Source organism: uncultured Clostridium sp. (genome assembly GCF_937920395.1).
Lineage (GTDB): Bacteria > Bacillota > Clostridia > Clostridiales > Clostridiaceae > Clostridium_AD.
In genome coordinates this window covers 1-9642 of sequence record NZ_CALEVF010000026.1, presented here as the reverse complement: position 1 = coordinate 9642, position 9642 = coordinate 1, and the positions used below count along the sequence as shown (strand labels likewise).

The window sequence follows — 9642 nt, the reverse complement described above, 5'->3', positions numbered from 1 at the left end:
ATTAAATCTTTTGTATAATAAAATCCTTTACTTGTTATGTATTTATGAATATATGTATGTAACTTCTGAATGAATACTGCTTATCGTATTTTTCAATATCTTCAGATCGATTTTAATCTAGATATGTTTTAATGTATTTAAATAGAAATCCCTTTTTTTTAGTTCAATCACTTTCTCTATCGTATTATTTTTTTTAAAAATTAATTATGTCTTTGCACAATACTTCATATTTATTGAGAACTTGTTTCTTTTTATCTTTTAGTTTTTTACCTTCACCAATAGGCCGAAATAACTTTATTCTCCTTAAATCATTTTCCATATGTGCAATATAATAATTATTTATATCATAGTTGAAAATTTTTTTTGTTGATTTAACCTTAATAAGATATTCATCAGGTTCAACACTTAATATCTGTAAGCTTATAAAAGGCAAATCATTTTTTAGCTTTTCATAATTTAAAGATACCTTTTTTTCGCTAAAATAGTATCTTTCAATAATAGATTTTATCCAATCGTTAGCCACATTATTATCCCTAAATTCTATTACATATTTTTCAGAAAAATATTGTAATATGAATTTATCATCAACATACTCCATAAATCCTTGATATTCTTTTTTATCAGCTTTAATAAAAAATTGATTAAATAAAGGCATATACCTAATCCATGTTGCTACTAACTTTTCCATTAAAACATCTCCTTACATTTGCCATAGTTTTTTGTTTCTCCTCCACATCTGTTAGTCCTTCAAGCGCCCAAAGCCTTAACCACCTCATCAATCTGACAAATTTATATACTTAATGCTATTATACCTCAATCACCTTCGCCATCAAAGTAATCCATTAAACTCTCCCCTACTAAATTTATAGATTCCTCAATTGCAAAAGTAAATTCCACTCCCATTGTACTTAACCGTAATTTCATAGCCTTTAATAAATGTCTTCAACTTTAAACCTTTTTTAGTATAAATATCTTTTGCTTTCAATCCACCATAAAGACTCATATATCCTTTGTTTTGAAAAATTGCATATTCTAAATTAGTTTCTATACCTTATCCTAGTTCAACCATTTTTCCCACGTTGGAAAAATGGTCTAAGATACCATTATTGTACTGTTCTATATTTGACATATTTTCCTCCATCTTTATGATTATCTACCTTATTTGTTCCATATAATTTCTTATAAATATTTTTGAACTTAAATTTGGACTATATTACATTTTTTTATGCTTTATTTATCTTATATGTTTAACCGCAATAATTAATATAATCTAAATACCGTGAAACAATTTCTGCATGACATAAAAACATGTAAATAACAAAAAATTATTATTTATCAAATCATTTAAAATTCAACATAAAAAAATAGGGCCCACAGATAATATTTATCTGCAAACCCTATATCCTATGCTACTACAAATGAACTAGTATCAGTAGTGACTATTTTAGCGTCTTTCTTGCCAGTTAAGTCACCATTAGTTGATAAAAAGATGTTTTTGGCTATAACTAGATTCATAAGAGCAACTACTTCAGCTTGTGTTATAGTAGGAGCACCATTTTCATCAGCTTTAATGTCATCTACACTTAACGTAAAATACTTACCCTCAATACTTGTTAAAAATCTCATTACTAATTTATGCATATTATTTTTCCCCCTTTAAATTAATTTGAATTTGATGTTAAAGTTTAAATCTTAAACGTTTGACTAAAAGTTTTATTCCATAATTAAGCTATACTGATCTTCTCTGTCAAGGGCTACCAATGGATAAGTTTTGATTTTAGAGATAGCTTGTCCTACTGCAAAAATATCAGCATCTAATGACATAACACCTACATTACCCAGATTTTTTGTGACAAATACATCCTTACCATTGATGTCTATACCTGTCTTCATTGTGAGTTTTAAAACACTTGCTACTTTTGTTGATACAACTGCCATACTAATCACTCCTTTTTATTTTGTTTTCACTTAATATATATGAGGTTAATATTATTTGTGCGGAGTTTTAAATATTTTTTTTTACATAATCGCTTTTAATTTTTTAAGGGCATTTTTCTTGATTCTCGCATATTGATGATAACTTTTATCAGAAGTCGCTGCTATTTCTGTAAGAGAGTGTCCCATAATATAATATCTCTCTAGGATATATCGTTCAAAAGGTGGAAGTGTATTAAGAGCAATATATAAATTTTTAACCTGATCATACGCGATTACTTCATCCTCTAAGGTGAATTCATAATGATCCTCTGCATCAAAATCTACCATATTACTGTTTGGAACTTCACGAAAGTGCTTTATTTCTCCTTTTAAGAGTGCTTTAAGGTTCATTTTTATAGCAGTGATACAATAACCGTTGAAGCTGTTGCTGCCTAATTTATATAATGCTATAGCTCTTATCACTGACAAATACCCGTGTTGAATTAGGTCCTCTGTGGTATACCCTGAAATATGATATTTTGATGATTCTTTAATTATAAGGTATTTAAACTTTTCAATTATAATCTCTGTAGCTCCACTGTCGCCGTTTTTAGCATCTTCAACCAATTTTTCCATAGATAAAGCACCGCCTTCTAATTTTTTATTTACAATATATTATTAAACATAATTGCCTTTAAGCTCTCCCAAGTAACTGTTTTTCTAGGAGATCAAAATCATAGGTTCTTTGCTCGTAGTCACAAAAACTACCACTTTTCACGGAGCGCGAGCCACCATTACTGCTGTTACTTTTGTTGTTGCTTGTCCACTTTCTTTGATAATCAATAACCTGCTCAGCAGTCCTTATGCCTTTACTTATCCAGCTATTGATGACTTGTGAGATATATTTAATGCTTTTTGCGTTATAATCAACAGCCTCTTTTATAGCCATAATTATGACTTTATCACTTACTTGTTTTGTAAAACCCAATATTTTTTCATACACTAGTGGGGTAATAGCATGTACATTTTCTTCGAATATTTTAATTATAGTTTGTATCCCACCAGCCGTAGCAGCAGGTTTTTCTGATTTAGTTATTAACGGTTCCTTAGTTCTCACCTCTTCTTTTATAATTACTTTTTCTTTGGAAACTAGTTCTTCTACTTCTTCTTTATTTATTATTCTTTGCTCTTTATTTATTACTCCTTCTTCTTTACTTCTTATTCTATTACTTGGTAGGGTCTTGGTAGCCCCTACCAAGGGTGTATTAAGGAGCTTAATAATTGTGTTTTCAACAAATTCATCCGCTGGATCCATAACAATCACATTATGACTTTGGTCCTCTAAATTTTCTGATTCCATAGGACTTAGGCCATTTTTATCAGTAGGTATAACGTCTACAAAAATACCTTTGAAAATAGTAGCTACATTTAAACCTGCTGCTTCATATTTTTCATATAATAATTTTATAAATGTTTTACTTTTAATTTTTTGCATTTCCTTTTGCACACATATGATCATGTTTTTATTATTAGGAATATTGTATTTCATCCAATTTAATACCATAATTTCACTCGTGTCTTCACTATATAAAATCTTTTTATAATCACAAAATTTTTGTAGCATCTGGGTAACAAGTACTTTATCACATCCTGTTTCTAATGAAATAAGTCTAGGAGATATTTGATATATCCCACTCTGCGTTGATTTTGTATTTGTTAGAAGGTATATATAAAAAAGTTTTTCCTCTAAATTTAGTTCAAGTACAAAATCATCACTCCAGAATTCCGTATAAACCTGTCTATACTTAGCCATTATAACTCCCCCTATGATTCATATTTTAATTTTTACAGTACTAAAAACTCAATTTTCTAATCTAAGAATTGAATCTATCTGTTTTCGTTTACTATACCTTTGCCATTTCATTAACTGTAGTTAACGGTTTAGGTAAAAAAATATACTTTCTATAATCTAACTGATTATCTGTACACCACTTAATTATCCCATTAAAAAATTTTATCCCTGGAGTATTATTCTTAGCAATAACTCTATACACATGTGCTGCATCTACTCCTATAGCCTTAGATAGTTTAGTATAACTGCCATTAAATCGTTCATCCATTAAATTTTTTAATGCAAATATATTTAACCCCATATAAACTTTCCCCTCCTAATTTAATTGTTTGATTGTAATTTATTCTATTGTTTACATTTAATTTCATTAACTGCACTTAATATATCATGTCTAGCATATATTTACAATACTATTTTTAGAATAAATATATTTATTTCCCATATTACATTGACTATAAACAATGAAAAATGATATAATATTTAACAAAAGAGGTGATTATATGACTGACTACAGCAATTTTGATCTAGTTACATTCTCTATATTATTAGAAAAAGCTAAAGGAGATCGTTCAATTAATCAATATGCAAATACAATAAATATAAGTGCAGCTCATATCTCAAGATTACTTCGAAGGTTAGTAAAATCACCTCCGTCTCCGGATACAATTAGTAAATTTGCTACGGGTGCGTGCAACGGAGTTACATATAATGACTTAATGCTCGCTGCTGGACATATAGATAATAAAACACAAGAGATCTCTACAGAAAAAAAGCAGACCCAAAGTGTAGAGAAAGAAAAGAATTTTTTTAAAGTTATTCTATCTGATTTATACACTCGTGATTTTGAATGGAGTTTAAATAAAACCATTAATGGACCTGCTAATATAATGCTTGAAATTACTAACTGGGAGTATTCTAAATGGTATATTCAAATTAAACCTTACGTTACTTCTCAAACGATTTATAATATATATGGCCAAATAGCTTGTATTGATCTTACATCAGTTACTAAAATATCTGTAGCAGTTGGAAGTAAAAATGAATTTGACCTTTTCTTTAGTAATCCACCTAAATCTTTAAGAGCAAATCTTTATGTAATGCTAATAGATTTATTAAGTGGAAAAGTAACAAAAGAAGAAAAGCTATGCCAGTATTAACTGTTCATAGCTTTTCATTTATCCACATCACGCAAGCCTCTATTTTATCCTCTTAAAACCCTGAAACTAAACTATGCCACTCATCCATAATGACTATATCCTCTATATCATTTACCGAGATCTCCCTGTTAGTTTTGTTTCTACATATTATCTTATGGAGTTCAGCATCATAATTTCCTTGTCTATCTTTAGTTATTTTAGATAAATACACATTATCAAAAGACACAACTAGCCCTTTTGCCATTGTGTTTTCATCAAATTCGCATAAATGCCTTGCATCGTTCATTTGAGACTCTTTTATTTTGACAATTAAGTTATTATGTGATGTTACAATTTGCTCCTTTAAACCATCAATGAACCCCTCATAATTGTTTTGAGTATATTCCACGTAAGAGCTCGCCTTATCAATCTTTGTTATTACTACTATACTTTCTTTTGGCTCTGATTTAATAATATTTTTTAGTTCTTCTACTCGTCTATCATCAACAATTCCACCACCTGTAGCTACTGGAATAAGTAATACCTTGCAATACCCCTCAAAATAAGTTGGTATCCCTTTTCCTTCTATTGGTTTATGGCTTTGTAGTTCGCGAATCACAACACCTTTTTTAAACTTCTCAGGTAAACTTTTTTTAACATTTTCATTACATCTAAGTACCAATATTGCCTGCTCAAAAAGTAATCTAAAGGATACTATTTCATCAAACTCTTCTAGACTTTTTTTATATTTATCAAATATCTTGGTAGGAATTATCGTTTTCTCTAAAATATTCTTATGCTCCATAGAAATTTCATGACGTGCTCCATAAAAATCATCTATCTTTAATTCTGAATATATTATATCCTCAAGAAGTAGAGTAAGCTTTTTACTAATGATATTATCGTTTACATATTCATCAACATTATTATTATCTTTATAATTCAGCTGCAAATCTTTGGCTATTTTCTGAAATTTTCCAAGTAACTTATTTGTTCTAAATAGATTATACACAGCTTTTAATAAACTTAGCCTTAACGACAAAGGAGCTACTGAAATATTTATTCTATATTTTTCAAATTCACTCTCAGCAAAAGTTTTTGCCACCTTTGCAGAAACATTTCCCAAATTATTTAGTAAATCATATTCATTAAATTGTAAAAAAACATTAAGCCTCAGCGCCCACTCTTCCATTGTCATAGGTATGGAATTAAGGACTAACAGATGTGGAGGAGAAAATGACTAATAGACTGGATGAAAAAAATAATAAGTTACAAATTCGTAATAGTACAGCAGAGTTTTTAATTTTCACTTCACAAGTAGGTGAAGATTCTATTGATGTTATGGTTGTTGATGGAAATGTATGGTTGACACAAGAGATGATTGCAACACTTTATGAAAAAGGTCGTTCTACTATTCCTGAACATTTAAAAAAAATATTTGCTGATAGTGAATTAAATGAAAATTCAGTATGTCGGAAATTCCGACGAACTGGATCTGATGGGAAGGAATATAATACTAAGTTTTATAATTTAGAAGCTGTTATTGCTGTTGGATTTAGAACTAATTCTGATAAAGCAATTCAGTTTCGCAAATGGGCAATTACTATTTTAAGGGATTTTCTATTAGAGGATATGTAATTGACAAAGAAAGACTTAAGAATGGAACATTTTTAAATGAAGAATATTTTGATCACTTAATTGAAGAAATTATGGCTAGTGAGCCCCATAGGCGGCAACTTAAAGTTACTGCCTTGCTCACTGTTTACACAATTAATAATCTTTTCTGTCTTATCCTCACCTTTTATAAGAATGAGATTTTCTTCAATATTCAATATTATTGTTCTACTCTTTCTCTGTTTTCCTATTTTACACACAGTATACGATTTAAATAGTCCCATTATTTTTAACACTTGTTAAATACATCCACCTTAGGTAAACTTATTATAACACAATCGTAAATTTGATCATTATATGAAAATAATACATTTCAATAAAAACAGCAATGGTATAAATTACATTTACCATTGCCGCTTACTATATATTTCTCATTATGCTCAAAAGCCTTATTCATTACAATATTTGAGGGTGAAATGAACAAGTTTTGTTAATAATTTATTTTGAATTTTTAGTAAAAAAAATTACTAAATCCACACATAGTTCTTCTTAAGTTTTTCTTAATATTTTTTATTACACTGGTTTAAGAAGAACTTCTAAAGTCATACAAACCTTAATTAGAGCCATTTACAGTGTTTATATAAACTGTTTTTTCTTAAAACACTTCTCAAGTTCTTCTTAAATACTACTAAAGTTCTTCTTAATTTTTAATCTAACGTCCAACCAGGTTTATGATCTGAGCCACCATTCTTTATAGACTTATCTTTTTTAGACATTTCAGTTAGTAAATTACTAATCTTTTTTCTTTTCTGATTTTCATCTAAAATATTAGGAAGTTTATCCATTAATAACTCATCTATATCTTTTCTACTAGCAGCGCTATATTGCTTTATAAAATCAATTATAAGTTGTTTATAAAAATTCTTATCAAAAGCCCTATTCTTTATGTATGTTGCCTTTTCGCCTGTAGCCAATGCAACCTTTGAAGATACAAAAACATTCGGATATCTTCCTTCAATAAGTTTTTGTTTTTTTAGTATCTTATTTTCATTCTCGCTTAATTTTTCCTTCTTTTGAACTTTGTCTAAGTACATGACAGTTTTCATATCTAGCTGAGTATTTTTAATTAATAATTTAGTATAATTTTCATCAATAATCTTACCAGTTATTTTCACCTTTACTTTATCGGGTTGACTTAAGTCATAATCAGGTAGAGGAAAATACCTTTGCATTTGCAATAGAAACATTTTTTTAATACCACTTCCAATGGTATCAATCATATTTAAGTTAACCATTGCATTAGCTAAAAATTGGTTCCTATAGTATTCTTGTGGCGCATCCTGTTCAATTACCGTTTCAATAGTTTTAGGTATAAAATTACCTACATTTGTAAAAATCAATTCCTCAGGCTTTTCTACTACATTAATCCTACTGTTTAAAGCATAGTCTTGGTGAGCAATGCAATTATGAAGAACTTCTCTTATTACATATGGTTCATATTGTGTGATTTCAGTAGGAAATAATGTGTTTTCTGTCAAATATCTATATTTAAGATTTCGGATTTTTGAATAGATTGCATCCACATTTAATAATAATGGTGGTGCAAAATGCTCATAATCCTTTTCAATATTATTTTCATCTTTTAGTATCCAAGTAATTTTAACTACAGATGGAGTTATAAAATGTTCCGATTCATCTTTTCCCAGTAAAATAATTGCAGTCCTAGTAACTTTACCACCAATGGTGATTTTAGCCTTATCTAGAAATGTTTTATCATCCCAGAAATCAACCTGATCTGCTAATTTTATATTTTTCACCTTATATTCAGTTCTTGCCTTAATTATTGCCTGATCATCTAAATCTGATAAAGTTGCATCATTACAAACTTGAGCAGACCAATCTTCCATTTTTAACTGACTTCTTATTAATTCAATCTCATGAATATTAAGTGCACCTATAGAACTAGCATCTCTGCCATAATAATGCCCTTCCCATGCAATAGGAATTCCTTGTGGTGCCGCAGGGATTTGAAACATAATAACTCTATTTTCCTCTATACTTAATTCATATATTTCAATAAATGTTAAACTGGTCGTAGTTTTTTTAGAAATTTCAAACTTCAAATTATCTAAATCGGCTTTATTCATTCTAAAGTTAGTACCTACAATCTCTCGATTATCATTGATACCAAAAATAAGCCAGGCATATCTTTTATCTTTTAAATTAGCCTCATTGCTCAGGGCTGAAAAATATTTACCGATTTTTTTAAAATCATATTGGCTTTTTGCCTCCTTGAATTCAATCCATTCAGTTTCAGCTGGCAACTCTTTAAATTCTTTTATTAACTGGAAAAGTTCTATATCTTTCACTCATTATCTCTCCTAACTGTTAACAAAATAATAGATTACATATAAATTATTATTTTCAAATGTAATATTAGACTATTAAAACGAAAATTTAAACTATATATTTATTATACCTCATAAGACACCATACTTAAACAAACATTAGCTTGATGTGAAACATGAACCTTTTTTAATATCTTCAGATAATCTATTTATATACTATTAAAGCTGTTAATACATTTTTAAGGTTGTCCTAATCTGGAACATCCTCTCCCAATCTTAATTATCTTCCCCACCACATCCCTAGGTCTCCTCTCAATCTCTCCCCTACTAAAATCATACACTTTCCCATTACACTCAACCCTGATTTCCTCATCCTTAATAAATATCTTCATTCCTTCTATAGAAAATCCTTTAATTCTACTATCCTTATCTATCTTTTCCCCAATTTCAGTTTTAGTAAGTGAACTTACTCTCTTAAGCTCCTGCCATAATCTATACTCTTCCTTAGATTTTAAACAAAGCTCCGTTACTATCACCGCATTATGTAGCAAATACTCTGTAGTGTAAATGATCCTAACTACCTGATAGCCTTTTACTTCAACTTTTCTATAAAGTTTGTCCCATTTATCTATTTTAAAAACATAGTAATCTTCCTTAGAATCACTAGGTATATCCTTTATAGTATTTCTCTTAACAACTTTTATATCTATTACCTTACCATAATAAGTTATACCAGCTTCGCCTGCAAACTGTCTCTTTGACTGTGCTAGTGCTA

The 9642-nt window shown here is 29.1% G+C and carries 12 protein-coding genes; 2 read left to right on the top strand and 10 right to left on the bottom strand.

Translation table 11 applies throughout. The features are described 5' to 3' along the window. Nucleotides 1–193: 193 nt before the first annotated feature. The 6 genes from Q0649_RS01680 to Q0649_RS01650 all read right to left on the bottom strand — a co-directional run bounded on the left by Q0649_RS01680 (nt 194) and on the right by Q0649_RS01650 (nt 4070). Nucleotides 194–688, bottom strand: coding sequence for a hypothetical protein (locus Q0649_RS01680; protein ID WP_298836586.1), 495 nt, complete (start codon nt 686–688; stop codon nt 194–196). 716 nt (nt 689–1404) lie between these two features. Next, nucleotides 1405–1641 carry a DUF2922 domain-containing protein gene (locus Q0649_RS01670; RefSeq protein ID WP_298836584.1) on the bottom strand — a complete coding sequence of 79 codons (237 nt, stop codon included), beginning with the start codon at nt 1639–1641 and terminating at the stop codon, nt 1405–1407. Between the two features lie 72 nt (nt 1642–1713). Beyond that, nucleotides 1714–1938 (bottom strand): DUF1659 domain-containing protein, encoded by a 225-nt coding sequence (locus Q0649_RS01665; protein WP_298836582.1) that lies wholly within the window; start codon nt 1936–1938, stop codon nt 1714–1716. A gap of 81 nt (nt 1939–2019) precedes the next feature. Next, the gene (locus Q0649_RS01660) at nt 2020–2553 is read right to left on the bottom strand and encodes a sigma-70 family RNA polymerase sigma factor (RefSeq protein WP_298836580.1); all 534 of its coding nucleotides are present in this window, start codon (nt 2551–2553) and stop codon (nt 2020–2022) included. A 58-nt stretch (nt 2554–2611) separates the two neighbouring features. After that, complete coding sequence (locus Q0649_RS01655; protein ID WP_298836578.1) at nt 2612–3730, bottom strand: DnaD domain-containing protein; 1119 nt, start codon at nt 3728–3730, stop codon at nt 2612–2614. A gap of 91 nt (nt 3731–3821) precedes the next feature. Then, the gene (locus Q0649_RS01650; protein WP_298836576.1) at nt 3822–4070 is read right to left on the bottom strand and encodes a hypothetical protein; all 249 of its coding nucleotides are present in this window, start codon (nt 4068–4070) and stop codon (nt 3822–3824) included. 199 nt (nt 4071–4269) lie between these two features. On the opposite strand from Q0649_RS01650, the gene Q0649_RS01645 reads away from it, so the two are divergent. Continuing rightward, the gene (locus Q0649_RS01645) at nt 4270–4926 is read left to right on the top strand and encodes a hypothetical protein (protein WP_298836574.1); all 657 of its coding nucleotides are present in this window, start codon (nt 4270–4272) and stop codon (nt 4924–4926) included. Nucleotides 4927–4978: 52 nt separating this feature from the next. Here Q0649_RS01645 and rhuM read toward each other — a convergent pair whose 3' ends face one another. After that, nucleotides 4979–6109 (bottom strand): RhuM family protein, encoded by a 1131-nt coding sequence (rhuM, locus tag Q0649_RS22980; protein ID WP_367179332.1) that lies wholly within the window; start codon nt 6107–6109, stop codon nt 4979–4981. 32 nt (nt 6110–6141) lie between these two features. Here rhuM and Q0649_RS01635 point away from each other — a divergent pair, with 32 nt between their 5' ends. Next, on the top strand, nt 6142–6543 hold the full coding sequence (locus tag Q0649_RS01635; RefSeq protein WP_298836572.1) for a virulence RhuM family protein: 402 nt from the start codon (nt 6142–6144) through the stop codon (nt 6541–6543). Nucleotides 6544–6599: 56 nt separating this feature from the next. Here the strand turns inward: Q0649_RS01635 and Q0649_RS01630 are convergent, their stop codons facing one another. From Q0649_RS01630 to Q0649_RS01620, 3 genes are all read right to left on the bottom strand, one after another. Next, complete coding sequence (locus tag Q0649_RS01630; RefSeq protein ID WP_298836570.1) at nt 6600–6815, bottom strand: hypothetical protein; 216 nt, start codon at nt 6813–6815, stop codon at nt 6600–6602. A gap of 411 nt (nt 6816–7226) precedes the next feature. Next, on the bottom strand, nt 7227–8888 hold the full coding sequence (locus Q0649_RS01625) for an RNA-binding domain-containing protein (RefSeq protein WP_298836568.1): 1662 nt from the start codon (nt 8886–8888) through the stop codon (nt 7227–7229). A 218-nt stretch (nt 8889–9106) separates the two neighbouring features. After that, a partial coding sequence (locus Q0649_RS01620) for a hypothetical protein (RefSeq protein ID WP_298836566.1) occupies nt 9107–9642 on the bottom strand: 536 nt, incomplete at its 5' end.